The sequence below is a fragment of the Muribaculum sp. An289 genome (assembly GCF_002159555.1).
GTDB classification, from domain to species: Bacteria; Bacteroidota; Bacteroidia; order Bacteroidales; family UBA932; genus Merdivivens; species Merdivivens faecigallinarum.
This window is the reverse complement of record NZ_NFIV01000002.1, coordinates 149558-175939: the sequence shown is the minus strand read 5'-3', so window position 1 is coordinate 175939 and position 26382 is coordinate 149558. Positions and strand designations below refer to the sequence as shown.

At 48.8% G+C, this 26382-nt stretch carries 19 protein-coding genes, 1 tRNA gene and 2 pseudogenes; 15 read left to right on the top strand and 7 right to left on the bottom strand.

Features of this window, described 5'->3' with window-relative positions; translation table 11 throughout:
- Nucleotides 1-8 precede the first annotated feature (8 nt).
- The 3 genes and pseudogenes from thiD to B5F83_RS02335 form a co-directional block, all read left to right on the top strand.
- A pseudogene (thiD, locus tag B5F83_RS02340) lies at nucleotides 9-788 on the top strand (bifunctional hydroxymethylpyrimidine kinase/phosphomethylpyrimidine kinase); the annotation flags it as partial.
- 45 nt (nucleotides 789-833) lie between these two features.
- The gene (locus B5F83_RS10765) at nucleotides 834-1145 is read left to right on the top strand and encodes a nucleotide pyrophosphohydrolase (RefSeq protein ID WP_255376107.1); all 312 of its coding nucleotides are present in this window, start codon (nucleotides 834-836) and stop codon (nucleotides 1143-1145) included.
- A gap of 43 nt (nucleotides 1146-1188) precedes the next feature.
- On the top strand, nucleotides 1189-1569 hold the full coding sequence (locus B5F83_RS02335) for a hypothetical protein (RefSeq protein WP_087275231.1): 381 nt from the start codon (nucleotides 1189-1191) through the stop codon (nucleotides 1567-1569).
- Between the two features lie 27 nt (nucleotides 1570-1596).
- On the opposite strand, the gene B5F83_RS02330 is transcribed toward B5F83_RS02335, so the two are convergent.
- The 3 genes from B5F83_RS02330 to B5F83_RS02320 all read right to left on the bottom strand — a co-directional run bounded on the left by B5F83_RS02330 (nucleotide 1597) and on the right by B5F83_RS02320 (nucleotide 5161).
- Nucleotides 1597-1797: a helix-turn-helix transcriptional regulator gene (locus tag B5F83_RS02330; RefSeq protein ID WP_087275233.1), complete on the bottom strand. Its 201-nt coding sequence runs from the start codon at nucleotides 1795-1797 to the stop codon at nucleotides 1597-1599.
- Complete coding sequence (locus B5F83_RS02325) at nucleotides 1787-2371, bottom strand: hypothetical protein (RefSeq protein ID WP_087275235.1); 585 nt, start codon at nucleotides 2369-2371, stop codon at nucleotides 1787-1789. Before B5F83_RS02325 ends, B5F83_RS02330 begins: the two co-directional genes overlap by 11 nt.
- 801 nt (nucleotides 2372-3172) lie before the next feature.
- Complete coding sequence (locus B5F83_RS02320) at nucleotides 3173-5161, bottom strand: M13 family metallopeptidase (RefSeq protein WP_239383809.1); 1989 nt, start codon at nucleotides 5159-5161, stop codon at nucleotides 3173-3175.
- Nucleotides 5162-5380: 219 nt separating this feature from the next.
- Between B5F83_RS02320 and B5F83_RS02315 the strand changes: the two genes are divergently transcribed.
- From B5F83_RS02315 to B5F83_RS02305, 3 genes are read left to right on the top strand one after another with little or no spacing between them, the layout of a single operon-like run.
- Nucleotides 5381-7531, top strand: coding sequence for a DPP IV N-terminal domain-containing protein (locus B5F83_RS02315; RefSeq protein WP_087275238.1), 2151 nt, complete (start codon nucleotides 5381-5383; stop codon nucleotides 7529-7531).
- Nucleotide 7532: 1 nt separating this feature from the next.
- Nucleotides 7533-8315, top strand: a complete 783-nt coding sequence (locus B5F83_RS02310; RefSeq protein ID WP_087275239.1) for a Cof-type HAD-IIB family hydrolase — start codon at nucleotides 7533-7535, stop codon at nucleotides 8313-8315.
- Between the two features lie 24 nt (nucleotides 8316-8339).
- Entirely contained in the window at nucleotides 8340-9536 is a 1197-nt protein-coding gene (locus B5F83_RS02305; protein ID WP_087275241.1) for a glycerate kinase, read from the top strand.
- Between the two features lie 45 nt (nucleotides 9537-9581).
- On the opposite strand, the gene B5F83_RS02300 is transcribed toward B5F83_RS02305, so the two are convergent.
- Entirely contained in the window at nucleotides 9582-10487 is a 906-nt protein-coding gene (locus tag B5F83_RS02300; RefSeq protein ID WP_087275243.1) for a helix-turn-helix domain-containing protein, read from the bottom strand.
- Between the two features lie 132 nt (nucleotides 10488-10619).
- Between B5F83_RS02300 and B5F83_RS02295 the strand changes: the two genes are divergently transcribed.
- The 6 genes from B5F83_RS02295 (at nucleotide 10620) to B5F83_RS02270 (ending at nucleotide 18101) form a co-directional block, all read left to right on the top strand.
- Entirely contained in the window at nucleotides 10620-11732 is a 1113-nt protein-coding gene (locus B5F83_RS02295) for an efflux RND transporter periplasmic adaptor subunit (RefSeq protein WP_087275245.1), read from the top strand.
- Nucleotides 11733-11736: 4 nt separating this feature from the next.
- Nucleotides 11737-14889, top strand: a complete 3153-nt coding sequence (locus tag B5F83_RS02290) for an efflux RND transporter permease subunit (RefSeq protein WP_087275247.1) — start codon at nucleotides 11737-11739, stop codon at nucleotides 14887-14889.
- A 30-nt stretch (nucleotides 14890-14919) separates the two neighbouring features.
- Nucleotides 14920-16269, top strand: coding sequence for a TolC family protein (locus B5F83_RS02285; protein WP_239383805.1), 1350 nt, complete (start codon nucleotides 14920-14922; stop codon nucleotides 16267-16269).
- 164 nt (nucleotides 16270-16433) lie between these two features.
- A complete protein-coding gene (locus tag B5F83_RS02280; RefSeq protein ID WP_087275249.1) occupies nucleotides 16434-16970 on the top strand; it encodes a hypothetical protein in 537 nt (178 codons plus the stop codon).
- Nucleotides 16970-17965, top strand: coding sequence for a DUF368 domain-containing protein (locus B5F83_RS02275; protein ID WP_239383804.1), 996 nt, complete (start codon nucleotides 16970-16972; stop codon nucleotides 17963-17965). The genes B5F83_RS02280 and B5F83_RS02275 overlap by 1 nt, the downstream gene beginning before the upstream one ends.
- Before the next feature lie 62 nt (nucleotides 17966-18027).
- A tRNA-Arg gene (locus B5F83_RS02270) sits at nucleotides 18028-18101 on the top strand.
- A 562-nt stretch (nucleotides 18102-18663) separates the two neighbouring features.
- Here B5F83_RS02270 and B5F83_RS02265 read toward each other — a convergent pair.
- Both B5F83_RS02265 and B5F83_RS02260 read right to left on the bottom strand, forming a co-directional pair.
- A complete protein-coding gene (locus B5F83_RS02265) occupies nucleotides 18664-19233 on the bottom strand; it encodes an ATP-binding protein (protein WP_087275252.1) in 570 nt (189 codons plus the stop codon).
- Nucleotides 19234-19284: 51 nt separating this feature from the next.
- Nucleotides 19285-20109, bottom strand: a complete 825-nt coding sequence (locus B5F83_RS02260) for an RNA-binding domain-containing protein (protein WP_087275254.1) — start codon at nucleotides 20107-20109, stop codon at nucleotides 19285-19287.
- Nucleotides 20110-20793: 684 nt separating this feature from the next.
- Here B5F83_RS02260 and B5F83_RS02250 point away from each other — a divergent pair.
- The gene (locus tag B5F83_RS02250) at nucleotides 20794-21786 is read left to right on the top strand and encodes a stealth family protein (RefSeq protein ID WP_087275259.1); all 993 of its coding nucleotides are present in this window, start codon (nucleotides 20794-20796) and stop codon (nucleotides 21784-21786) included.
- A gap of 17 nt (nucleotides 21787-21803) precedes the next feature.
- Here B5F83_RS02250 and B5F83_RS02245 read toward each other — a convergent pair whose 3' ends face one another.
- Nucleotides 21804-22736, bottom strand: a complete 933-nt coding sequence (locus tag B5F83_RS02245; RefSeq protein WP_087275261.1) for a Stealth CR1 domain-containing protein — start codon at nucleotides 22734-22736, stop codon at nucleotides 21804-21806.
- Between the two features lie 184 nt (nucleotides 22737-22920).
- Here B5F83_RS02245 and B5F83_RS10760 point away from each other — a divergent pair, with 184 nt between their 5' ends.
- Both B5F83_RS10760 and B5F83_RS02235 read left to right on the top strand, forming a co-directional pair.
- Nucleotides 22921-23271 carry an AAA family ATPase gene (locus B5F83_RS10760; protein WP_239383803.1) on the top strand — a complete coding sequence of 117 codons (351 nt, stop codon included), beginning with the start codon at nucleotides 22921-22923 and terminating at the stop codon, nucleotides 23269-23271.
- A 243-nt stretch (nucleotides 23272-23514) separates the two neighbouring features.
- Nucleotides 23515-26306 (top strand): annotated as a pseudogene (locus B5F83_RS02235) (DEAD/DEAH box helicase family protein).
- The last annotated feature ends 76 nt before the right edge of the window (nucleotides 26307-26382 follow it).

Genomic DNA, 26382 nt, shown 5'->3' with positions numbered 1-26382 from the left:
TTCATAAAATGGAAAGAAAATACAAGGTCGTACTTACAATAGCCGGCTCCGATTCATCGGGAGGCGCGGGAATCCAGGCGGACATCAAGGCCATTTCCGCCCTCGATGCATACGCCGCATCGGTCATAACAGCCATCACGGCACAGAACACGAAAGGTGTCTACGGCATACATCCCGTGCCCGCAGATATGGTTTCCGCACAACTCGAAGCCGTATTCACTGATTTGTCACCTGATTCCGTGAAAATAGGCATGGTAAATACTCCGGAGGAAGCACAGGCAATCGCCTCCGCCCTGGAAAAATACCGTCCGCGCCATGTCGTATTCGACCCGGTAATGGTTTCCACAAGCGGCTGCGGGCTGATGGCCGACGGGGCGATGAAAAGCATCGTGGAAACGTTGTTCCCCCTCTCCGGCCTTGTCACACCTAACCTTCAGGAGTGCGGCGCACTCACAGGCAAGCAGGTTTCGGGGCTCGGGGAAATGGAACAGGCGGCACGGACATTATGCAGCCGCTACGGTTGTTCCGTTCTCGTGAAGGGCGGACATTCCGAGGGAAACGAGATGACCGATGTACTGTACAATAACGGCCGCGCAGTCCTGTTCCACGGCAAAAGGATAGACACTCCGAACACTCACGGCACAGGCTGCACCCTGTCTTCGGCCATCGCCACCTTCCTTGCCAAAGGATTTTCCATGGAAGATTCGGTACAATATGCAAAGGATTATGTAACTTTGTCGATAGCGGCCGGAAAGGGACTGGGAATAGGACACGGGCACGGCCCTCTTTGGCACCAGGCAAAAGGCACCGGCCTGAGGGATGCCCAGCAGAGGGTGGATCGCTGGATAAGACAATACGGGGTAAGGTATTTCAACGAGCTGACCAATATGGCCGTGCTGACCGAAGAAGTCGGGGAGCTCGCAAGGGTCATGGCAAGAAAATACGGGGAACAGTCATTCAAACCCGGTGAAAACCAGGACCCTTCGGAAGAAATGGCCGATGTCCTCTGGGTGCTGGCCTGCCTTGCAAACCAGACAGGCACGGATTTGAGCGAAGCGCTCGAAAGGAGTTTTGCCAAAAAGACGGCCCGGGACAGCGAAAGGCACAGGAACAATCCTAAAATCAATGACTTCCGAAACGATTGAGTAGAATGTTTGAATAACCGTATAACGTTTTAATATAAAAATTATGGCATCAGTCAAAAGAAAAATAATCATTGCTGTTTCCGTGATTGCAGCCGTCGCCTTAGCAGCGTTCGTATACTTCAAGTTCTATTTCGTATTCGGCGAAGGGGTTAAGGCCGGAAACCTGAATTTCGTGGTTTACAAGGGCTACGTATTCAAGACATACGAAGGGAAAATCATACAGGCTGGCTTTACGGGAAGAAACAACACGACCTCCATACAGTCATACGAATTCGAATTTTCGATAACTGACGAAAATATCGCCGATTCGCTGATGAGATGCGGAGGCCGTGATGTAGAACTGCATTACAAGGAATACCTCGGAGCGTTGCCGTGGAGGGGGATGCAGAAATACGTCGTGGACGGAATAATTGCCGTGAAATAACGGAGGGCCACTCAAAATAACGGAAGGTCACTCGCCGTCTTCAAGCTCGAAAATATCATTGACCCCCACTCCGAAGACACGGGATATTTTCAAGGCAAGCAAGGTGGACGGATTGAAACGCCCGGTCTCGATGGCGTTCACGGTCTGACGGCTCACACCGAGTTTCCCGGCAAGGTCGGACTGCGTGATGGAATGAATCGCCCGCAAAACTTTAAGATTATTTTTCATCCCCGTACCTCCTTTCCGTTCGCACTTTGATATCCCGTCCGTTTGCATCCTCGCCAGACCGGTTGTCCCGCTCGTCCGGCACTCTTCCGTTGCCGATGATTACACGCAACTTGAAGATTATGACATAGAGCAGCCAGAGCTGTTCGGCCCTGAGATAGAAACCGAATTCATAACCATTGGCCGCGATATAGTTCATCAATCCATCGGTCATGCACAGGCTCCATACTATGGACACCGTTATATACAGGATTAGGTATGCAGCCGCAACCGCACCTATGGTACTTAGCCTAAGCCTGTCCATCATCTCGTCCTCGACCTTTTCCCTGGAAAAGGTTATGAAAGCAAGGGACAGAAGACCGATTATATTCAATGCCGTCCTGACCCACAGCGTATTGTAAGTTTCCGACAACCACGCAAAAAACGGCCAGGAGGAGGATTCCGGTCCAAAGGCCCCGCACCAATAACAGACCATACCTCCCAAAACACCTGCAAGCATCAGGAAAAATACTGTAAAGCCTATTTTCTGAAAATAATGCGGCAACATCAGCCGCTTGACTGTAAATTTTGTACTCATGGCAATAACATTTAATAATTAACAATAACATTCCGCAATAGCAGATTTGGCAATTATACTGCATTTCCCCGCAAATGTAATGTAAACTTTACAAATTAACAACCATTCTTTACATTAATTTCAATTAATTTCACCCCATAGCCAGGCAGAATTTTTATAAATCACTAACAATCAATACATTACAAAAATTACTCCTGCGCTTGGGTACCTCAGAAAGTACCCAAAGACAGCCCGCATTTTCATAAGTTCTTGATTATTAGTTATTTCAGAAAGGACAAGATGGCTATGGGGTGGAAAAACAGGTTGATAAAATCAGATTCCCCCACCTGTCATTCCTCTCCAGCACTCCATCGGCAAAGATGTTGTTTCTTTGCTCGCCTGAAAACGAAAATTTGGAGCAAGTTATAAAAATAATGTTGGACCCAAAGAAAGATTCAGCAAGTGTGAGGGTTGTATATAAACACCCTTGCACATACTGGTCAGCACTTATGCTTAACCGGCATTCCATGCACGAGCGGGAACAGGGATTTTCGGCAGGTTTTCAATAATATTCTGATATACAATTATTTACAAATAACATGGTTAAGTCGGAGCGTTCCCGGTCTGACACCATACCTGCCGCAACCGAATACCCTACTCGCTCCAAACTTCAAGATTTGCAAACACAACCCTCAACAACCTAACCACCACCAACAACCCTTCCATCCCCCAAACCCCATATAAAAAAGGTGGCCCTTATCCTTGTTGAATGATTGCGAATCATAACAAGGCAAGGGCCGCCCTATAATCTACTCTTCTCTCCTACCAGATAGAAGCCCTGTTTTCAGGAGCGAGGTACATACCGTCTTCAGGAACAATGCCGAAAGCATCGTACCATGCCTGTACATGAGGCAGGATGGCATTTACACGCCATTCGCCGAGCGAATGTACGTCCATCTGGGTGAGATAACGGATCTGCTCGTCGCGGATGTTTGTCGCCCAAAGGTTTGCGTACGCGATGAAGAACCTCTGCTCAGGAGTGAAGCCGTCCTTTACAGGCAGCGGAGCGGAAGCCGTTGCATTCCTGAACGCCTGGAAAGCTACCTGGATACCGCCGAAATCGGCTATGTTCTCTCCAAGGGTAAGCGAACCGTTTGCATAAAGGCCCGGCAATACTTCAATAGCATCGAACCAGTCGACAAGCACCTGCGCCCTTGCCTTGAAGTTGTCCGCATCTGACTGGGACCACCAGTCGGCGAGGTTGCCGTTCTTGTCATAAAGCCTGCCCTGGTCATCGAAACCGTGTGTCATCTCATGGCCTATCACCACGCCAATCGCACCGTAGTTGAAAGCATCATCGGCATCCATATCGAAGAAAGGATACTGGAGAATGCCGGCAGGGAAGCAAATCTCATTCGTCGTAGGGTTGTAATATGCATTGACCGTCTGAGGGGTCATGTGCCATTCGGTCCTGTCCACAGGCTTGCCGGCCTTGGATATCAGATAGTCATATTCGAAAACGCTTGCCCTGACTATGTTTGCGAAATAAGAATCGTTCTTGATTTCGAGGGCCGAATAATCCCTCCATTTGTCAGGATAACCTACCTTTACATAGAAGGTGGAAAGCTTCTCAAGTGCCTTCTCCTTTGTAGAGTCGCTCATCCACTCCAACGCCGAAATACGCTCTCCAAGAGACTTTTTGAGATTGTCTATCAGGGTTATCATGCGTTCCTTTGCCCGAGGAGGAAAATATTTTTCCACATACATGCGGCCGACCTCTTCACCGAGCACGCCGTCGACCGTAGCCACGGCCCTCTTCCAGCGAGGCTTGATTTCTTTCTGGCCGGAAATCACCTTGCCGTAAAATTCGAAGTTCTCGGCAACGAAGGCATCGCTCAGATACGGAGCTGCGGCATCTATGACCTTCCACTTCAGATAATTTTTCTGATCGTCGATATTGCCTTCCGTAATCAGTTCAACGGCCTTGGCAAGTGGCTCAAGCTGCGAAACGTTCAATGTATCAACGTTGTCCGCACCGAGGACGGACATGAAAGAATCCCAGTCCATGCCAGGGAATCGGGATACGAATTCCTGATAAGGCATCTTGTGATAGTTGCGGTACGGGTCGCGAAGCGTAAGATTGTCGAAATGCGCCCCGGCAAGTGCCGTTTCCACACGCATCACTGACTCGGAAGCCTTCTTGGCGGACTCCTCGTCGAAGCCGGCAAGAGAGAACATCCTGCCGATATGCCCTACGTATTTTTCACGTATGTTCCTGTTGTTTTCATCATCGGAAAGATAGTAGTCCCTGTTCCCGAGGGTGAGCCCCGACTGATAAATCTGCAAAAGGTTCTTGGTACTGTTCTTTTCATCGACAGAAGCGAACACGAAGAAATAAGGGTCGAAGGCCTCGCGCATCATCACGGCCACAAGCTGCTGAAGCCCTGTGTTGTCGGTAACGGCATCGATTCTCTGCAAATAACTTGCTATCGGAGCCATGCCGTCGGCGTTCAGCTTGACACTGTCCATGGCGATGTTGTAAAGCATGCCGACCTTGGCTTCATCTCCCTTGACTCCCTTCCGGGAAGCAATATCTTCTATGAGGCCGTTTATGCGCTCGGTATTGGTCTCGGCCAACTGGTCGAAAGAACCGAAACGCGCATACTGGTCGCCGAGAGGATTGTTTTCCATCCATCCTCCGCAAGCATACCGATAAAAATCCGCACCGGGAGCCACAGTCGTGTCGAGGTTGTCCAAATGCAACCCGCTCGTCTGCCCGGACTGATTGCCGCCGCAGGATACGACAGCCATCAATAATACCGTAACAGGTAATGACATTAAATTTTTCATTTCAGATATAATTTAAGTTCTCACAAAATTCACAAAAATTCACGCAATATCGTTCCAGTGACGATTATGACAATTATCTAAAACCGCGCGAAAATATATAAAACATGCCAACTAAACAATCAATAATGCGTATATTTGTCGATTAAATAAAATTTTTGATGAAAATTTAATGATTTATCCATGAAAAGGTTTATTCTGACACTTTCGGCCATGACTTTGTGCGCCTGCTTGTACGCACAGCCGGAAATAATCAAGACAAGGGAAGAAAACAAGGGTTCTGACAAGACGTTCACCATGGAACAGGCCGTATTGGGCACGGGAATCAGGCCTGAGAACGCATATTACGCATGGAGGCCCAACACGTCCGAACTTACATCATCGGACGGGAAGAGACTAATCGCGACGGGCATGGCCGAGGGTGACACGGCCGTAATCATCGGACTCGAAGAGCTCAACTCGGTTGCTGGCACGGAAATGGACAGTTTTCCTGCGTTTTCATGGAAATCCGAAAACGAAATCATATTTTCTTACAAAGGTGAGGTATACGCCGTGGACGTGAAGGAAAAAGTCCTCACCGACAAGTTCACACTTCCGCAGGGAGCGGCAAACGTAACCCCGAACGGAGGAAGATATTATGCCTTCACCGTGGACAACAACCTGTATGTCTGCGACGGGAACGGGAACGTAATCCCTGTGACGGAGGATACCGACCCGAACATCGTGAACGGCCAGACGGTAAGCCGCAACGAATTCGGCATCTGGAACGGAATCTTCTGGGCGGAAAGCGGGAAAAAACTTGCATTTTACCGCAAGGACGAAAGCCTTGTGGGAACTTTCCCGCTGCTTGACATAAATACGAGGACCGGAAGTCTCTTCGAAATCAAATACCCTATGGCCGGGATGAGTTCCGAAAACGTCAGGTTAGGCATTTACGACCTCGCTTCCAACGAAACGGTCTTCGTACAGGCCGATGATTTCGGATACGACCAGTACCTTACAAACATCACCTGGTCCCCTGATGACAGATACATCTTCATACAGGTGCTCGACAGGGCACAGAAAAACATGAGGCTCAACATGTATGACGCTTCTGACGGAAATTTCGTGAAGACCCTGCTCGAAGAGCACAACGACAGGTTCGTAGAGCCGCAATGGCCGCTCCATTTCATCAAAGGCTCCAACGACCGCTTCATTTATACCACCGACAACCGTGACGGATACAAGAACCTTTACCTCTGCGACACAGAAGGGAATATCGAAAGGCTGACAAAGGTAAATGCGGATGTAGCGTATGTGGGGCAGGACGGGAAAAACGTTTTCTACACTTCGGCCGAGGTCTCCCCTATCGAGAACCATCTTTTCAGTATCAACATTAAAAACGGGAAAACAGCAAGGCTCACGCACGAGGAAGGCTGGCACGACATAAGCCTCAGTCCGGATGGAAAATTCTTCGTGGATTCATACAGCAGCCTTGACACTCCGCGCACTATAGACCTCAGGTCGTCTGACGGAAAGCAAAGCAGGACCCTTCTCGATGCACCGAATCCTATGGCGGACTATGCCTGCGGCGAAATCGAGCTCGGAACGGTGAAGAGCGCGGACGGAAAATACGACAATTATTACAGGCTCATAAAACCCGTGGATTTCGACCCTTCGAAAAAATATCCTGTAATCGTATACGTTTACGGCGGCCCTCATTCGCAGCTTATCAAGGATACATGGAACGGTGCCGTAGGTTACTGGGACATGTATATGGCGCAAAGGGGATACATAGTCTACGTACAGGACAACAGGGGGACTTCCAACAGGGGGGCCGAATTCGAGAAGGCCATCCACAGGCAGTGCGGACAGGCCGAGATGGCCGACCAGATGAAAGGTGTCGAAATGCTTCTGTCCCTGCCATACGTGGACAAGGACCGCATAGGGGTACACGGATGGAGCTACGGCGGTTTCATGACAATTTCGCTCATAACCAATCACCCGGACATCTTCAAGGTAGCCGTGGCCGGAGGCCCTGTAATCGATTGGAAATGGTATGAGGTCATGTATGGGGAAAGATACATGGACAATCCTGCCGTAAACAGGGAAGGTTACGAGAAAACAAGCCTCATCAACAAGGCCAAGGACCTGAAAGGCAAGCTCCTGATATGCCAGGGAGCCATAGACAATACGGTTGTCTGGGAGCATAGCCTGAGTTTCATAAGGGAGTGCATCAAGAACAACATCCAGGTGGATTATTTCCCTTACCCTTGCGCCCAGCACAACGTGCTCGGCCGCGACAGGATACATCTTATGGACAAGGTTACGATATATTTCGAGGACTATCTATAATATGACCAAGGCCTTGTTTTTCGACATAGACGGGACCCTCGTGAGTTTCAAGACACACAGGGTGCCGGATTCGACAATAGAGGCAATCGGGCGGGCGAAAACCGCCGGTTGCCTTATTTTCATATCGACAGGACGTCCGGTACAGCTCATCGACAATATCGGAGCGGTGGAACATCTGATTGACGGTTACGTTACGACAAACGGGGCGCATTGTTTTTCCGGAGACACCCTGCTGTTCGAAAGGACGATTCCGCGTGAAGATGTGGAAAAAATGTGGGAATTTTCCCAAAAACTCGGGTTCTCCGCATTATTCGTGGGACGGAATGACATCTATGTTGCCAACAAAGACGAAAAAATGGCGGCGGTAATAGAAAATCTGCTCAATCTGCCCAAGATGCAGGATTGCCACGACATATCCGGACTGTCAGGAGACGACATCTACCAGATAAGCCCTGTCGTCAATCCTCAGGAAGAGGCCATGATAATGCCTTCTCTCCCGGGATGCAGTTCCTGCCGGTGGTCGCCGGCCTTCATGGACGTGATACCAAAAGGGGTGGACAAGGCCAGGGGCATAGCCGCCGTAGCCGGGCATTTCGGGTTCGGCATCGACGAATGCATGGCTTTCGGGGACGGAGGCAACGACATAGCGATGCTGAAGGCTGTCGGTACAGGAATCGCCATGGGGAACTCATCCGATGAGGTCAAGGCCGCGGCCGATTATGTGACGACTTCCGTGGATGACGACGGCATCTATAACGGATTGAGGCATTTCGGTATAATATGATTCGGCATAATATGATAAAATAACATGAAAGCAGTTTTCGCATTCGACTCATTCAAAGGCTCGGCTTCGTCGGCATCCCTTGCCGGCGCCGCTTCGGAAGCCTTTCTCGAAGTATTTCCGGATGCGGAAACAAAGTGTTTTCCCGTTGCCGACGGAGGCGAAGGCAGCATCGATGCCGTGTACCTGTCGGCCGGGGCAACAAAAATCGTCACGGCCGTACACGACCCCTTAATGCGGCCGCTCGAAACGTGCTACGCAAGATGCAAGGACGGTTCCGCACTGATTGAAGCGGCGGCCGCAAGCGGCCTTACCCTGCTTGCCCCTTCGGAACGCGACCCGATGAAAACCACTTCTTTCGGAACAGGAGAACAGATTGCGGCGGCAATTTCATCCGGTTGCAGGGACATAACGCTCGCCCTCGGCGGGACTGCCACCAACGATGCCGGAATCGGAATCCTCTCGGCCCTCGGCTACGTATTCAGGGACTCGGAAGGGAACGCCCTCGTACCGCCCGGTTTTTCCGGCAGCGGAAACCTCGCGGCAACCGGAGAAAACCTTTCACGCATAGCATCGGTGGATGCTTCCGGAGCCATGCCCGGACTTGCGCAATGCAGGTTCACCCTCGCCTGCGACGTGTCCACTGTCTTTTACGGGCCGGACGGCGCCGCATACGTATTCGCGGAACAGAAAGGCGCTTCCCCTGGAGACATCACCCTGTTGGACAAAGGATTAAGGCATTTTTCCGAAATCATTTACGGAACGACAGGGAAAGACATATCACGCATTCCGGGCTCAGGGGCCGCCGGAGGAATATGCGGAGGCCTGCTTGCCTTCCTCAACGCTACAATAAGGCCGGGAATAGATATGATGCTCGATTTGACAGGACTGCGCAAAGCCATAGCGGGCGCCGACATTGTATTCACCGGCGAAGGCAGCACGGACGGACAGACCCTCATGGGAAAGGCCGTGAGCGGCATCTGCAAGGCCGCCAAAGACTCCGGAACTGAAGCTATAGTCCTCTGCGGCAACTGCGGGCTGACCGCCGGAGAACGCCGCACCCTCGGAGAGCAGGGCGCCACGGCGGTATTCCCCGTACAATCCGGCCCTGTCACGCTCGAAGAAGCGATGCTTGAAAGGACCGTACTTGCCAACGTATCCCGTACAGTGAAGGAAATCGCTATGGTAATCAAATCGTTACAAACACGACACCGGCAACATTAAGGAACGTGCAACGTTAAGAAACAGACAACGTCAATGAACGGCTCCCTAATAATCGAACCGGAACTGTGTCGGGGTAAGCCCGGTCATTTTTTTGAAAAACTTGGTAAAGGCGGCCTGCCCTTTGAAATTCATCATGTCGGCCACCTGGCCTATCGACAGCGAGAAATCCCTCAGCAGGTTGGAAGCGGCCATCACCGCGGCATCGTCAATCACCGACGAAGCATTTTTCTTGCAAACGGTCTTGCACACCACGTTCAGATATTTTGGCGAAATGCAAAGCTGTTCAGCATAATAGCCCACCGTCCTGTTGCAGGTCGCATTTTTGCTCACCGATATGTAAAAGCGCCTGAAAATGTCACCGGCCCGGGAATCGTCCTTCAGATTTTTCATTTTAGTCCCCCTGTTGACCAAATCCAGAATTTCAAGATAAATCTCAATGGCGTTCAGCCGCAGTTTTTCTCCCCAATACAGATGGTCCTTGTCACGCATGTTGGCTACGAACCGGAGAAAATTCCACGAAAGCGACTCTATCTGCTCCTTGCCTATCCTGAAAAGCGCCGCCCCGCTGCCTATGAAGTAATCCGCAGGTATTTCCGGACGGAACTTAATGAAACTCATATTCGACACCATGAAAAAATCATTCGAGGCTATCATCACCCCGTCACAGTCTTTGCTGACAATCACCGAATTGAGGGTCGAATGAGGATGTATCATGGCTACATTTTCCCCGGAAGAGTCAACGCGACTCGGCTTACTGTCGGCTATCACGTCCACATGCCCCTTGGTGATTATTATGAATATGGAAAGGAAGCGGCAGATGAAACCGTCGTCCTGCCTGGCCGAAAAGGCCGTTTTGTCCAGTTTTCCAAGGAAAAAGCCGGTCACTGAAAATTTCATTTTAAAATTCCGTGCCAGGGCGTTCAATTGCATGGCCTCATCTCTATGTTCCATAATTTTAGGGCGGTTCAAGTAATTTTGTAGCAAAATAAACAAAAATTATTCCAATTAGGAAAAAATATAATTTTTTATGGTAAAAAAATTGAAAGATATTTGCCGCGAATTTATGACAGTAATATTATTAGTATGAGAAAATTTGTGTTAGTTCCGGCAGCCATACTCATAGCTGCATTGACAGCCTCATGCGGAGGCGAGAACGAGGGAGGGCGCAAGACGGCAGGATACAAAACCTATACCGTCGACACTACCTCAAGAACTGTTGAAAGTAGCTATTCGGCTACAATCAGAGGACGTCAGGACATAGACATTTATCCTCAGGTCTCGGGAACGATTACCGAAGTCTGCGTGACCGAAGGCCAGAAAGTGAAAAAAGGTGATTTGCTGTTCATCATAGACCAGGTGCCTTACAAGGCGGCCCTGATGACAGCGGAAGCCAATGTGGCCGCAGCTGAGGCAGGGGTCGCGACGGCGCAGCTGACATACGACAGCAAAGTAAAGCTTTTCGATGAGAAAGTCATTTCGCAATTCGAACTCCAGTCGGCCGAAAATGCACTTCTCACGGCAAAAGCAACCCTCGCACAATGCGAAGCGCAAAGGGTAAATGCCGAAAACAATCTCTCATATACTGAAGTGAGCAGCCCTGCCGACGGAGTAGTCGGTACCATACCTTACAGGCAGGGTGCGTTGGTAAGCTCGGCTTCACCTCAGCCGCTGACGACCATTTCCGACAACTCGCAGATGTACGTTTATTTTTCATTCAATGAAAGCCAGCTGCTCAGCCTTCTTAAACAGTACGGCTCGCTCGACGCCACCCTCAAGGGAATGCCGGACATACAGCTCCAGCTGAGCGACGGGTCCATATACAACACCCCAGGACGTATCGAGAGCATCAGCGGTGTCATCGACCGTACGACAGGAACCACAAGCCTCAGGGCGGTATTCGACAATAAGGACAGGCTCCTGCACAGCGGCGCAAGCGGACGTGTAATCATTCCTGTGACATACAAAGGCTGCATTGTAATCCCGCAGGCGGCGACTTCCGAACTTCAGGACAGGACCATCACGTACAAAGTGGTAGACGGCAAGACCGTCGGTACGCAAATCAAGGTAATGTCCCAGAATAACGGCCGTGAATACATCGTTACCGAAGGACTTGTTCCGGGCGATGTCATTGTGGCCGAAGGAGCAGGACTTCTCAGGGACGGGATAACCGTATCGGAAACAGCAACGGAGGAATAACGGCATGAATGTATCAGATTTCATAAAAAGGCCTGTACTTTCGTCGGTAATATCCATATTGCTGGTACTGCTCGGCCTTGTAGCCCTGGAATCGCTTCCGGTAGAGCAATATCCGGACATTGCGCCTCCTACGATATCGGTTTCCGCCAGCTATCCTGGCGCAAGCGCCGAGGCGGTACAGAAGAGTGTGGTAGTACCTCTCGAGGAAGCCATCAACGGTGTGGAGAACATGACGTACATGACTTCCGAAGTATCGGACGGAAGCGCCCGTATAACCATCTATTTCAAGCAGGGTACGGACCCGGACATGGCTGCCGTCTACGTCCAGAACAGGGCAAGTACGGCACAGGGGCTTCTGCCTGCCGAAGTAACGCAAATCGGTGTCACTACCTATAAAAGGCAGACAAGCATGCTTATCATCGGTGCCGTCTACAGCCCCGATGACAGATATGATGAAAACTTCATCGCCAACTATACCGACATCAACATAGAACCGCGCATCAAGCGTGTTTCCGGTGTCGGCGACGTGATGACACTCGGAAACTCGTACAGTATGCGTATCTGGATGAAACCGGATATCATGGCACAGTACGGACTGATGCCGAGCGACATAACCACTGCCCTCAGTGAGCAGAACATAGAGGCCCCGGCCGGAAATTTCGGAGAAAATTCCCAGAATTCATTCCAATATACCATCCGCTACAAGGGACGTCTGGAAAGCGTTGAAGAATTCGAGAACATCGTAATCAAGGCCGACGGGGACGGGAACATCGTAAGGCTGAAAGATGTAGCCGATGTCGAACTCGGAGCTGAAAGCTACGCCTACAACGGAGAAGTGGACGGCCACCCGGGAGTACAGTTCATGGTATTCCAGATTGCCGGTACCAATGCCACCGAAGTCATAAAGGACATCGAGGCGCTTCTCGATGAAGTGAAGGCCGAGCTTCCTGCCGGACTGGACATAAAGATACTCAGGAACTCCAACGACTTCCTCTATGCTTCCATACATGAGGTGATAAAGACACTCCTCGAAGCGATTTTGCTGGTCATCCTCGTGGTTTATTTCTTCCTCCAGGATTTCCGCTCGACTTTGATTCCTACCCTGTCCATGATAGTTGCGATTGTAGGTACTTTCGCATTCATGTACATTTTGGGATTCAGTGTCAACATCCTTACCCTCTTTGCATTGGTTCTTGCCATAGGAACGGTGGTCGATGACGCCATAGTGGTCGTCGAAGCCGTGCAGGCCGAATTCGACAACGGGGTCAAGTCACCATACGAGGCCACGGTGAACGCCATGCACAATGTGACGGCGGCCGTCGTTACGACAACCATCGTCTTCATGGCAGTGTTCATCCCGGTATCGTTCATGGGAGGAACGGCCGGAGTATTCTACAAGCAGTTCGGTCTTACCATGGCCGTGGCTGTCGGCATATCGGCAATCAACGCCCTTACCCTCAGCCCTGCACTGTGCGCCCTCCTGCTTTCCCCTACCGACAGTACAAGGACGAAAAAGACGTTCTCGGACAGGGTGCGCACGGCATACAACGCTTCGTTCTCCGCCATTTCCAAGAAATATCAGAACGGGGTCAAATTCTTCCTTAAGAAAAGATATCTTGCACTGGGCATCATCGGATGCTCCCTCGTGGTATTTTTCTTCCTCCTCCGCGACACCAAGACGGGACTCGTACCGAATGAAGATACCGGTACTCTGTTCGTAGGCGTGGAAGCGGCTCCAGGAACATCCCTTTACGAGACATCCAAGATAATGGACCAGGCGGAGGAAATCCTGAAACAGTTCCCTGAAATCGAAAGTTATTCGAAAGTAGCCGGCTACAGTATCATCAGCGGCCAGGGACCTAACTTCGGTTCCGTCATCGTCAAACTGAAGAACTGGGACGAAAGGAAGGGGAAGGAACATTCCTCGTCCGCACTTACAAGCAAGATAACCTTGGCCTTGCAACAGCTCAAGAACGCCACTTCGATAGTGATGGCTCCGGGACTTATCCCGGGATACGGTAGCGGTAACGCGGTAGAACTTTACCTTCAGGACCGTTCGGGCGGAAGAATAGAGGACTTCTATGAAAACACCCGCGGATTCCTCGCAGCCCTGAACCAAAGGCCGGAGGTCCTTATGGCCATGAGTTCGTTCAACATCAACTATCCTCAGTACAGGATAGAAATCGATGCCGCGAAATGCAAGATGGCAGGGGTTTCGCCAAGTACCGTGCTGAGTGTCATGGGTAGTTATTTTGGAGGTTCATACGTATCCAACTTCAACAGATTCTCAAAGGTATACAGGGTCATGTTGCAGGCGCCTGCCGATTTCAGGCTGGACGAGTCCTCACTGGATGAAATCTATCTCCGCAGCGGAAGCGAAATGGCGCCTCTGAGCCAGTTCGTGGAAATCGAGAAAGTCCTCGGTTCCCCTACCCTCAGCCGTTTCAACCTGTTCAACAGTATATCCGTGAACGTGATGATGGCAGACGGCTATACTTCGGCCGAAGCGATTGCCGCAATCAATGAAGTGGCTTCCGAGACACTGCCTACGAGCTATGGTTACGAATACGGCGGTATTTCGAGGGAAGAGGCCGCTTCGACAAGTTCGGGAACGCTTATGGTATGGATAATGTGTATAGTTCTGATTTATCTCATACTCTGCGCCCTTTACGAGAGTTATTTCGTTCCGCTTGCAGTCATACTTGCAGTGCCTTGCGGACTTATGGGAAGTTTCCTTTTCGCAAAACTCTGCGGAATAGAGAACAATATCTATCTACAGACAGGTGTGATCATGCTCATAGGCCTTCTGTCCAAGACAGCCATACTTCTTACCGAGTACGCTTCCGCCCGCAGGGCAAGGGGCATGGGTATCGAAGAGGCGGCTTACGATGCTGCAAAAGTAAGGCTCAGGCCTATCCTCATGACCGCCCTCTGTATGATTTTCGGTATGCTTCCGCTGATTTTCTCATCCGGAGCCGGAGCTAACGGAAACAGGGCCCTCAGCATAGGTGTCGTAGGCGGTCTGCTCGTCGGTACGCTCGCACTTCTGTTCCTGGTACCTGTACTTTTCGTCCTGTTCCAGAAGATGGAGGAGCGTTTCTTTAGAAGGAGACACCCTGCCGCACATACGACAAGCCGGGAGCAGATTACGGAATAATTTTAATAAAATATTGAAATTAAGATATTTATGAAAATATTCAAATACATTCTATTCTTATCGGCGGCGTTTGCCGTTTCCGGTTGCGGAATATACGGAAAATTCGAAAACCGTGTCGATACTGAAATCAGGGAAGATGCCTACGGTGCCGATTATGAGGCGCCGCAGGACGACACCCTGGGGCTGGCTTCGCTGCAATGGCGCGAAATGTTTACGGACACTCTCCTTCAGAATCTTATCGAGATGGGTCTTGAGAACAACGCCAACCTCAAAGTTGCCTCCTTGCAATGCGAAGAGGCCATGGCCTCGCTTAAAGCCTCCAAGCTTGCCTACATCCCGTCCTTTGACGCTTCGTTGGGCGGCACAGTAGCAGGTTCCGTCGAACACGGCGGAGAGACCTGGGGATGGAGCCTGCCTTTGAACGCTTCATGGCAGATAGACATATTCGGCTCGCTGACAAACGCGAAACGCCGTGCGGCCGCATTGGTTGAAGGCAGCGAGGCATACGAGCAGGCCGTAAGGTCGCAGCTGATTGCGACAATCGCGACTACTTATTATTCGCTCGTCGCCCTCGACGCACAATACGGAATTTATCAGGAAACCGAGAAAAACTGGGAAAAGAGTCTCGAAACCATGAAAAGGCTCATGGATGCGGGCTCTTACAACATGGCGGCCGTAGCACAGACAGAAGCCAACTATTACGGTGTAAAGGTTTCGCTCGTGGATATGCAGACAAATATCCGCGAACTTGAAAACGCTCTCTGCTCGCTTGTCGGCATTCCGGCCGGCCACATTGCACGCGCAAGCCTTGACGAATGGACCGAGCCGGAACTCATCTCGGCAGGAATACCGGCGGAAGCCCTTGCCAACAGGCCTGATGTCATGCAGGCAGAAAGTGCATACAAGGCGGCATTCTACGGAACCAATCAGGCAAGGTCCAACATGTTCCCTTCATTGAGGATTACCGGCACGCTGAATTTTGCCGAATTGCTCTACAATGCAGCCGCTTCACTGCTGGCGCCTATTTTCCAGAACGGACAGCTCAATGCACAGCTGAAGATAGCCAAGGCGCAACAGGAAGAAGCCGCTGTGCAGTTCGGACAGGCAATCATCGATGCAGGAATCGAGGTGAACAACCTGATGACCGGCATCAATGGGGCCAAGGAAAAAGGAGAGTACTACAAGCTCCAGCAGAATGCCCTTGAGACCGCTGTAAGCAGCACTACAAGCCTTATGATGCACGGCTCGACGACTTATCTCGAAATATTGACGGCTCAGACCTCTCTGCTTTCGGCCCAAATCAGCTATGTAGCGAACAGGCTGGAAGAAATCAACGGCATCATATCACTTTACCAGGCTCTCGGAGGAGGCCGGGAATAAACAAGTTTTCTCTACATCATCAATAAGCCGGCGCGACATTGTGCCGGCTTATTTTTATTACCTGCTGCTTCACCTGTCATTTTACCTATTTTACCGGCTTACGGCCATCCGGATTCAGGAGAAATTTTCCTATATTTGTGGTTTGAAACTGCTTTTGAGCGAGCATGAATTTTATAACCAAACATATCAGGCGCAAGAAAGAGCTGCTGTTTGCCTGCAAGGACCGCAAGGCGGTATACATGCCGGCTGAAAAGCTGTCTTCAGCCATCGTGATAGGCGATGCCGCCACTCCGGAAAATGAAAACATGCTGTCGCTTGTCAGGAAATGGGCTTCCGACTACGGAATAACCGCCTACACCGTCTATTTTTCATTAAAGGCGAGAAGGGGCCGCGACAAAAACGGCGATGCAGCCAAGGGCGATCTCGTACTATTCAGGAACGATATCAGGCTTGCGGGGATTCCTAAAAACGATTTTCTCAAAGAAATATTAGGCAAACGGTACGATTTGCTCATTTGTACGGCATCTCCCCTTCCTTATCCGGTGGAATTCGTGGTAAAATGCTGCAATGCCTCGTTCAAGGCCGGCATAGACGAGAGCCGCATCGACCTGTTCGACATGCTCGTAACGGGGGACAAAAGCGGAAGCGAAAAGATTGAATTCATGTTGGACTCCATAACAAAAATCAAAGGCGAAGACTGATGGGAAACAAAAATGCACGGCATTATCTCATGACGGCGGTCAAGGGAATCTGCATGGGGGCGGCCGATGTGATACCCGGAGTGTCCGGGGGCACAATCGCTTTCATGACAGGGATATACGAAGAGCTCGTAGGCTCGATAAATGCAATCAACATGACTGCCGTCAGGCTCCTGTTCAAGGGAAAATTCAGGCAGTTCTGGACACAGATTAACGGAAATTTTCTGATTTCACTTATCGGCGGGATACTCATAAGCATTCTTTCGTTAGCGAAACTCATGCAGTACCTACTTAATTTTCATCCCATTCAGACCTGGGCTTTCTTCTTCGGGCTGATTGTCGCCTCCTCATTCTTCATACTCAAAGGGGTGAAAGGATGGAAGTTCATGGATTTCATACAACTGGTCTTCGGCATAATCCTCGGCGTTGTCATCTGCACCCTGTCCCCTACCCGGACTCCGGACGGGCTGTGGTTCATCTTCATAAGCGGGGCCATTGCAATCTGCGCGATGATTCTGCCGGGCATTTCAGGCAGTTTCATCCTGCTCATTCTGGGGAAATACGAATATCTGATGGGGAAAATCGCAGATATCGTTTCAGGGAAAGGGGAAATAATGGATTTTGTCATCCTCATCACCTTCGCACTCGGGGCCGTTGTCGGCATAATCGCTTTTTCCAAGTTCCTGCACTGGCTGCTGAGCAAATACCACCGCCCTACCCTGCTTGTCCTTGCCGGCTTCATCATCGGCTCGCTCGTAAAGGTATGGCCATGGAGCAACAGGCTCGACATCGTATGCTCGCAATTTCCTGAAGCGGCAGCGCTTCTGGAAGCCACTCCTATGGACAAGGCATTGCAGGACGGACTGGTAGAGACATTTTATGCCCGGACCGATCCGCATATCGCCGGTGCCATCGCCTTCGCCCTGACAGGTCTCGCCCTGGTATTCATCATAGAAGCCGCATCGAAAATTATACAGAAGAAAAGGGAAACACGGTAGCGAAGCATATTGCCATTAAAATAAAAAGCATTATCTTTGCAGTCCGTTTGATTACAATGGCAGGTCCGGTAGCTCAGCTGGATAGAGCAACAGCCTTCTAAGCTGTGGGTCTTGGGTTCGAATCCCAACCGGATCACATGAAAACATGATGCGCCTGACCGGATGGTCAGGCGTTTTTTGTACCGGGACTGACATGACGGGAGCTTGCTCACGGAATGGAAGTTACGGCACAAAAAAGGACGGGCAGAGCCCGGCGCATCATGTACCGCCATGTAAGATCGCCCGTGGCGCAGGGACCGGGAAAAAGCCGCAACGCGGATTAATCCCAACCGGATCACAAGTTAAATAATTGAATTTCAAGCAGTTGCAGAAATGTAACTGCTTTTCTTTTTACCCTTTTCAAGCCAGCCTATCCCCTGTTTAAGACACTTCTGTGGCATCCGTGTAAACTATGTGTAAGCCGGAAATGAGATGTTAAGCACCTCAGTAGAAGCGATTTGTTACAAATCAAAAAGGATGAAAGACGGAACTTTTCCACTTATGATTAGAATTACCAAAGCGAGGAAAAGGAGACAGAATACAAGGAGACTGCACTTGAACTTATGGCTAACAGAAGGGAGTTTACAGCATCATCCCTCGCAGGCAAAGTGGAGAGAAAAGTCAATGCAAAGACTGTCAAGGAGATGTATGAGAAGTTACTATTTCTTTACTTTCCAGTGACCGCCTTTATTTGGGCCGACTCTTTCTATCAGCCCCATGTCCCTGAAATTTTTTAGGTGTTTCTTAATGGTGGCATCAGATATTTTCAACTGCTCTGCAAGCATTTCTCTTGTTACCGTAGGCTGAACTATGATGGCATTAAGTATGGCTGTGGCAGTCTTTCCGAGTTCAATAGCGCCGTTTTTTCTAATGGTTTTCTTGGGTACTTTTATGATATTTTCTTGGGTATCTTTCGCTGTTTCTTGGGTACCTTTGAAGATTTCTTGGGTACCTTTGGAGGCTTGAGTGAGAGGGAGTGTCAAGGTGGTTCTTTCGATGTTACCGATGTGTTCTTCGATTATAGGGTTTTCGTAGCCTGCGGCTGACCAGGCGGAGATGATGCGGTGTATACCACTTCCGGCACGCTCTCCTATATGCAGCATTGAGAACATCTTGATGATGACGGAGTTTCTCGGGTCGGACAGACCACCTTCAAGCATCTTTTCTTTTCCAATCCGGATGGTACCGGGGTTTTCAAAGACGATGCGGTCACAGTGTTTGCCGACCACAACTCCTCCTCTGCCGTAGTAGTCGGCGTTGACGAGGCAGTTGGCGAGTGCTTAGCGGACTGCTTTGTGCTGGGGCGTGTCATCGATACGGTAAAGTCCCTCAAGACGGAATGGGACCTTGAGATCCTGGACTATGCGGGTGACTATGCGGCGGTAGAAATCGAAAACGTTTCCGCTCCAGTCTCCTGATGTAGACCAAATACGATCTGTCCATTCGGTTATGTCATTTACCATTTCACGAAAGTCAAGGAAATAGTTGGGATATTCGCGGACTATTTCGTATTCGTTGCCGAACATGAGAAGTCCGGCTCCTGTGGGGTGGGCCTTGCCATCAGTGTCACTGATGGCCGCTGCTCCTATCCTGATGAGGAATTCTTCATCCGTGAGGTTGCTCCAAGGGTGGTTGAGTTGGGTGTTCCGGTGGTTCATTCGGAATGCCAGGATGCTATCCGGGTTTAGGACGGAAAGGTTCATCCCAGTCAGAATCTTGGTATCAACCGTCTGCGAGCCTTGGTCGCGCAGCATTGAACGGACTTCCTCTTTGGTGCAGTGGTAGTCTCCGGAGCTGTTGCGCTTGTATGTGCCGGAGAAGATGTTGCCGTTGATGTAGACGGGTCTGCGCTCGCGATGGGCACGGGGGACGTTGACCACAAGGATGACCGAGCCGTCAAGCTGCTGGGGATAGACTTCTTTGTCGGTGAGAATGTTGTCGCTGACTTTCTGGCGATTGTTGATGATGTCCCAGAACTGCTTTTTCATTTTACCAACTTCATCCTCTGTGAGCCCAGTGGGTATGAGTGTACCGTCCTGCTTTTCGTCGGCTCCGATGAGAATGAGGCCGCCGTCGGTGTTGCGAATGCTGAATAGGTCTCCCATAGGCTGTGCGGAAGTCCGCCTTTAGCTTTCTTGGCTTCGAGGCGGTTATCTTCCCGATATGTGGCAAATTGTTTTATGTCGAACATTGTGTATGGTATTTTCTGCAAAGTTAGTCATTTATAGCAAATCGGACATTTCCTTTATCATCTCATCATCGATGTCGCTGTAGCGGGCGAAGGCCCGGAAGACTTATTTAATAGTGTCGTGGTATTTCTGCTGTGATATGAGATGGAGGATGCCTTGTGTGTCCTTGAGTTTGTCCTGGTATCTGCCGAATATGCCCTGAGCGTTCTCGTTGAGATAGACTTTGACGGTCTGAGGGTTGTCTTCTATGTTTTTTTTGAGGGATGTAGTGTATGTATGCGCTACGGGATCCGAGCCGATGCTGTCTATGGTCAGGATGATTACCTATTATACGGACGTGTTACAAACTCGGACGTACAGCATATTTTAGGAGTAAGCAAACCGACAGCATTCCGCATACGCCACAGATGAATGGCTGGCTGGAAATGCAGGGAAAAGTAGGTCGAACGGACAATCCGACCATCACTGTAACGGTGTAGATAGTCAATAACACCGATTGTTTTCCTCACCACAAATTTTTCTGAATTTCCACGGAATAATCAAAAAAAATTTAACTTTGTGTCATTGAACAAGAACTTACTCACTTAACATAGCATAGGGATGGATATCGATTTTGTAATCACGTGGGTGGACATGAACGACCCGAAGTGGCAGGAAGATTTCGCGAAATATTCCGGAAACCGGGACAACACGAAAAATGGGGTTTCAGAAGCCCGTTTCCGTGATTACGGACTTTTAAGATATTGGTTCCGCGGAGTGGAAAAGTTCACCCCATGGGTGCGTAAGATACATTTCGTGACATGCGGACAGAAGCCGGAATGGCTCGATGAGAACAATCCGAAGATTCATCTGGTGAACCACAAGGATTATATCCCGGAGCAGTTCCTGCCGACTTTCAATTCGGTGGTAATCGAATACTATCTGCACAGGATTCCAGGCCTTGCAGAGCATTTTGTCTATTTCAATGACGATGTCCATATCATAAACACAATCGGAACGGAACGTTTCTTCAAAAACGGAATGCCCCGTGACATTGCTGTGTTTCTCTACAACCTTTCATGGTCACAATGGTACAAGACACTCAAAAACAACATGAACATTATCAACCGCCACTTCGACAAGAAAGAGGTCTTGGCGCGCGACCATGACAAATGGTTTGACAAAAGTTACGGTTCAAGGGCCCGCTGGAACTATATTCTTAAACCCTACGGAAAATTCATCACCCTGAGGACTCCGCACAACGCACAACCCTACCTGAAGACTACTTTCGAGGAGGTATGGAATGTTGCAGAAAAGGAATTGACTGCGGCCTCAGCCAACAAATTCCGTTCTCCAAGCGATTACAGCCCGGAACTTTTCCGCACATGGCAGATATGCAAAAGCTATTTTGAACCGTACAACACCTACCAGGACACCAAGATGTTCCCTCTTATGGTCCGTCCGAAACAGGCGGCACGGGCGATATACAACCAATCCTATTCCTTAGTCTGCCTTAACGACAATATACATATCCGCAATTACGAACAGGTGATGGAAAACATAAAGAACGCATTTGAGCACATTCTGCCCGAAAAATCCAGCTTTGAACTTTAAGCCGCCTCCAGCAAACGTTATTTTTCAAACCGGGATTTTTCAGGAAAACGTTTCTCCAGAAATGCCGTTACTCTCTGCCTGTCGCTGTCGCTCGCGCATTCCGAATCATTCATACAGAAGAACACAGGGTCGTATCTTCTAAGTTTTCCATAATGGCGGTGATTATAAATCAGGAACCTGAAAGAAGTCCGCTGAGTCACATAGCGCAAATGTCCGCGGTTTTCCGCCAAGGCCGTATAAGCATAAATGCTTCGATGAATATCATTTGCGTTGCGGACATGATTGTGCAGCATACCTTTTATTTCTTGTCCGAATATTTCTCCAGTATGCCGGTAATCACTTTTAAGATAAGAGTCTATATTATGGTGAGCTCTTCCATTGTAATAAATACCGTATCTTTTTTTCACCAGTTTTGCGGAATTCCGTACAATCTGAATATAGTTTCCCAATGGTATTCCCAGAACCTTCTTTCTAAACGACAGATACAAATCCCTAAACGGGCTGCGGATAAAGCGTATCACAGGTAATCCGTCCTCAGCGAAAAATGTATCCGGGGTGACAGGCTTGTTGATAAATGTATCGTCATTGGCATAAAGAAAATGTTCCGACAATCCGGGGATTCTGCAAATAAAATGCTCGATCAAGGTGGAACTGAAACAAGGAAGGCTTTCCGCCGGCATTATTTCAGTATGATCGACAATTCTGATGCATTCGTTAGATGTGTCAAGCCAATCAGGCACCTGGTTGTCCGTAACTATAAAAATCCTACGTATCCATGGTGCATACTTCTCCACCGAGCGCAGACTGTATTTCAACTCATCATTATCCCTATACCGTCCTTCACAGTTGACATCCGATTTTTTTCCCGACTCTCCTATGCATGCACGACGTTTAGCCCTCCACTGCGGATCATTGCCGTTTACCCAAAGATATACTATATCTATTTCCATTTTTCTGACTTATTTTAACAGATACGAATTTTCATAGCGTGCAAATATCGTAAAAATTTCGGATAGACCAATACCCCATAATCGATTCTGTACGCATTCCTCCCATGCCTGTAAATAGGGTTTATCTTTGGAATCCAAGAAAAAGTGTATTTTTACAAGCGCAATAATCTTGAATACGTGAAGTATGAAAAGAAAAATATACGATAAATTGTTGGAATGGAAGAAGAACCATAAGGGAGATACGGCTCTTTTGATAGAAGGAGCCAGACACATAGGGAAGAGCTATATAGTTGAAGAATTCGCCCGTAAGGAATACTCGTCTTACATTTTAGTGGACTTCAGCAAGGTAAATCCACAGGTGATTGAGTTTTTCAACCTTTATCTGGATGACCTCGATATGCTTTTTATGAATTTGGAACTTTACTTCAGACGAAAACTCACTCCACGTCAGACAAAAGATGAGGAAGCCAGTTCCCTGGTCATATTCGATGAAGTTTGTTTTGCCCGCATTGCAGAGCGAAGCCCGTATGCGTGATTATTCGCAGGCTTTCTTTTGGTTGAGTGATGCCAAAATCATCAACTGCTGCTATAATTCCACGGAGCCGAGTATCGGGCTGAAACTGAATGAAGAACGCACCACGCTGAATTCACTGAAGAAATGCATAACCAAGTATAGCTCCCATTTGTCAACGCCCTACGTGCTCCACGACAAGGATGTGAAAACAGAAGATGGCATTATGTATTTGCCCTTATATATGATACCGTTGCTTTAAATGATATGGGAAAACAGCCCACATACCAGGAACTGCTGGCGGCATACAACAAACTTCTTATTGAGAATGAATATCTTCATAAGGAGGTAAACAGGCTACAGTCTTTGCTAAACAGCAAAGGCACTCATTCTACACCACCTACCATGAAACGACATTTGTCTTTGGAAGAGAAAGTGGATGTGTTCCGCAATTTGTTCAAGGGGCGTGAGGATTTGTTTGCACGGAGATGGTACAGCCGGACAAGCGGGAAATCCGGCTATCAGCCAGTATGCCGGAACGAATGGGACAGGCTATTATGTGACAAGAAAAGATATAAATGTACGGAATGCCCCAACAGGTCGTTCAAACCGTTGGAATATGAGGATTTATATCGGCATCTTGAAGGGAAAAGCCCTGACGGGCAGGATGTAATCGGTGCATACGCCATTCTTGCCGACAACACCTGTAACTTCCTGTGTGCGGATTTTGATGACAAATCCTGCGAACATGGATATAAGAAAGATGTATTGGCGTATGTCGGAATCTGCAAGGAGTGGAATATCCCTTGCTCCATCGAACGTTCCCGTTCAGGGAATGGAGCCCACGTCTGGGTATTCTTTGAACAACCATTGCCCGCATCCAAGGCACGAAGGCTTGGAAATATGATATTGACAGAAGCTATGGAAAGATACGGGCGAATGAGTTTCAAATCGTACGACCGCATCTTTCCTAATCAGGACAGGTTGCCCGATGGCGGATTTGGCAATATGGTAGCGTTGCCACTGCAAGGCAAAGCCCGCAAGGAGGGGAACAGCGTGTTTGTGGACGAAAATTTTATGACATACGAAGACCAATGGAATTATTTGCTTGAAATAACGGAATTGGGCGAGTTATCCACTACCAGTGAATCGAACCCCTGGGAGACACCCGTGCCTCAAAAGATTATTCGTAATGATTTTCCTGCCAATCCCGTCCTTATACGCTCCAATATGCTGTACATTCCTTTGCAGGGATTATCAGCAAAAGCCGTGAACCACCTGAAACGGATTGCATCATTCAAGAATCCGGAATTTTATGCCAGACAAGGAATGCGTTTGTCCACCTACAACATTCCACGTATAATTTCCTGCGCTGATATGGAAGAAGATTACATTGCCCTGCCTCGTGGATGTGAGGATGCGGTCATTGCCCTTTTGGAAAGTAATCAGGTCGCTTGCCGCATAGAAGACAAGACATATCACGGAGAGAATATAACCGTAAGGTTTAAAGGAAAACTACGCGAAGAACAGAAATCGGCCATAGCCAGCCTGACAGTCCATGACAACGGGGTGTTGAATGCCACTACCGCATTTGGCAAGACGGTCACAGCCATCGGTTTGATTGCAGAACGAAAGTAAACACGCTGATACTTGTTCATACCAAAGCGCTGTTGGACCAATGGAAATCACGTTTGGAAGAATTTTTGGAAATAGACTTTACGGAAGACGACCTACCCAAGAAACGTAGTCGTAAAAAGGTCTTTTCGCCGTTCGGAACATTGGACTCCAGAGAAAATTCATTACATGGAAAAATAGATATAGCCCTGATGCAATCCTGTCTGGAGGACAACGGAGTGAAACCTTTTGTCAGGAATTATGGAATGTTGATTGTGGACGAATGTCATCATGTGTCAGCGGTAAGTTTTGAACAGATATTGAAGTATTCCAATGCCCTCTATGTCTATGGACTTACTGCCACCTCAATCCGCAAGGACGGGCATCAGCCTATCATTTTTATGCAATGTGGTCCTATCCGTTATTCGTCAGATGCAAAAACTCAAATGACATCCCAGACGTTCGCACGTCTGCTTGTTCCCCGTTTCACTTCTTACAGAGAGTTGACTGATGAAAAGTCGACCTATGTCCGGATGGTTCAGAAAATGGCTGAAGACGAAAACAGGAACAGGCTTATAACGGACGATGTGTGCGAGGCTTTACAAGAAGGACGTTCTCCCATTGTGTTGACCAGCCTTACCGCTCATGTCGAAACTTTGGCAAACGCCTTGTCCTCTCATTGCGAACATGTCGTTACTCTTGTCGGTTCCGAATCGGCAAAGGAAAAACGTCAGAAAATGGAATATCTGCAAAATATCCCACCCTCTCAACCACTCGTAATAATTGCTACGGGAAAATACGTGGGTGAAGGCTTCGACTATCCTCGGTTGGACACTTTATTTTTGGCATTGCCTGTCTCATGGAAAGGCATCATCGCACAATATGCCGGTCGGTTGCATCGGGAATACCAAGGCAAGAAAGAGGTCCGGATTTACGATTACATCGATATCCGTGTACCGATGTGCGATGTAATGTACAAGCGCAGATTGAAAGGGTATTCGTCCGTCGGTTATCAGGTAAAATCAAATGAGCCAATGGAGTTGTTCAATGAAAAACATAATGTGATTTTTAACGGGCATACATACCAAAGTAAGTTTTTTAAGGATTTGTATCAAGCCAAACGTTCGGTCGTTATTTCCGCGACAAAACTTTGGTTTTCCAAACATTCATCTGTGCTCGATATACTGAAAGACTTGTTGGCACGAGGTGTGGAAGTTATCACTGTTGTCAAAAGTAATCTGGAGAAGGAAGAACGGATAAAAAGTACAGGAGCAAGTATCAGAGTCAATGATTCACTGGCTATTGATACTGCAATCATCGACAAATCCTTGATATGGTATGGCAGTATCAACTATCTTGGTTACAACACCGACGAAAATAATGCTATCCGCATTTATGATTCAACATTGGCAGAGAATATCCTGGAAGAACTGTTCCCGGTTTGACACTATTCTTGCACGCCACTATCCTGTTTCCGGTGGATCGAGAAACAACATATCTGCCTAAACAATGACAGGAAAG

Coding starts and splice junctions, on each gene's coding strand:
- B5F83_RS02305 (WP_087275241.1), top strand. CDS start 8,340: ATGAAAGCAGTTTTCGCATTCGACTCATTCAAAGGCTCGGCTTCGTCG.
- B5F83_RS10760 (WP_239383803.1), top strand. CDS start 22,921: ATGAAAAGAAAAATATACGATAAATTGTTGGAATGGAAGAAGAACCAT.
- B5F83_RS02285 (WP_239383805.1), top strand. CDS start 14,920: ATGAAAATATTCAAATACATTCTATTCTTATCGGCGGCGTTTGCCGTT.
- B5F83_RS02310 (WP_087275239.1), top strand. CDS start 7,533: ATGACCAAGGCCTTGTTTTTCGACATAGACGGGACCCTCGTGAGTTTC.
- B5F83_RS02315 (WP_087275238.1), top strand. CDS start 5,381: ATGAAAAGGTTTATTCTGACACTTTCGGCCATGACTTTGTGCGCCTGC.
- B5F83_RS02300 (WP_087275243.1), bottom strand. CDS start 10,487: ATGGAACATAGAGATGAGGCCATGCAATTGAACGCCCTGGCACGGAAT.
- B5F83_RS02280 (WP_087275249.1), top strand. CDS start 16,434: ATGAATTTTATAACCAAACATATCAGGCGCAAGAAAGAGCTGCTGTTT.
- B5F83_RS02330 (WP_087275233.1), bottom strand. CDS start 1,797: ATGAAAAATAATCTTAAAGTTTTGCGGGCGATTCATTCCATCACGCAG.
- B5F83_RS02245 (WP_087275261.1), bottom strand. CDS start 22,736: ATGGAAATAGATATAGTATATCTTTGGGTAAACGGCAATGATCCGCAG.
- B5F83_RS02260 (WP_087275254.1), bottom strand. CDS start 20,109: ATGGGAGACCTATTCAGCATTCGCAACACCGACGGCGGCCTCATTCTC.
- B5F83_RS02250 (WP_087275259.1), top strand. CDS start 20,794: ATGGATATCGATTTTGTAATCACGTGGGTGGACATGAACGACCCGAAG.
- B5F83_RS02325 (WP_087275235.1), bottom strand. CDS start 2,371: ATGAGTACAAAATTTACAGTCAAGCGGCTGATGTTGCCGCATTATTTT.
- B5F83_RS02275 (WP_239383804.1), top strand. CDS start 16,970: ATGGGAAACAAAAATGCACGGCATTATCTCATGACGGCGGTCAAGGGA.
- B5F83_RS02320 (WP_239383809.1), bottom strand. CDS start 5,161: ATGGCTGTCGTATCCTGCGGCGGCAATCAGTCCGGGCAGACGAGCGGG.
- B5F83_RS02290 (WP_087275247.1), top strand. CDS start 11,737: ATGAATGTATCAGATTTCATAAAAAGGCCTGTACTTTCGTCGGTAATA.
- B5F83_RS02335 (WP_087275231.1), top strand. CDS start 1,189: ATGGCATCAGTCAAAAGAAAAATAATCATTGCTGTTTCCGTGATTGCA.
- B5F83_RS02295 (WP_087275245.1), top strand. CDS start 10,620: ATGAGAAAATTTGTGTTAGTTCCGGCAGCCATACTCATAGCTGCATTG.